The following is a 618-nucleotide window of genomic DNA, read 5'->3' on the forward strand; positions in this document are numbered from 1 at the left end:
CGCCCCGGCTCGACCGGGCCCTGGCCCGGCTGCGCGCCGCCGGCGCCACCCTGGTCCTGGTCGACGGCACCCTGGTCCGCACCCGGCGGCGCACCGGGAAAGCCAACCGCCGCCACTACAGCGGCAAGCACAAACGCCACGGCCTCAACGTCCAGGCCCTGACCGACACCCGCGGCCGGCTGCTCTGGATCTCCTGCGCGCTGCCCGGCAGCACCGCCGACATCACCGCCGCCCGCCGCCACAATCTCCTCGACCGCCTCCGCGCCGCCGGTCTCGCCCTCGGCGGCGACAAGGGCTACCACGGGCTGCACAAAGACCTCCGCGTCCTCGCCGCGGACACCGGCGACGCCGGCCAGGGCCAGATCGTGATCACGCCCGTCAAAGCCGAGACCAACCGGCCCCTCACCGACGCCGAGAAACTCTCGAACTCCGTTTTCAACGGACTGCGCTGCGCCGTCGAACGAGCCTTCGCCGCCCTCAAAACCTGGCGGATCCTCGACAAACTACGCCTCAACCCCCGCCACGCCACCACCCTGCTCCGCGCACTGCTCGTCCTCGTTCAACACCACCAAAAAACACCCCACCCAACACCCTGACCAGCACAAACCAGGATGAAAA

1 protein-coding gene is annotated in these 618 nt (G+C 70.1%); it reads left to right on the forward strand.

Annotation, left to right across the window (positions count from 1 at the left end; translation table 11 throughout):
- Positions 1–596, forward strand: a 596-nt coding sequence (locus EIZ45_RS45820; RefSeq protein WP_167756741.1) for a transposase family protein, incomplete at its 5' end; no start/stop codon positions are given.
- Positions 597–618: the final 22 nt, after the last annotated feature.

Origin of the sequence: Amycolatopsis sp. CFH S0740 (genome assembly GCF_004522315.1) — a bacterium.
GTDB classification, from domain to species: Bacteria; Actinomycetota; Actinomycetes; order Mycobacteriales; family Pseudonocardiaceae; genus Amycolatopsis; species Amycolatopsis nivea.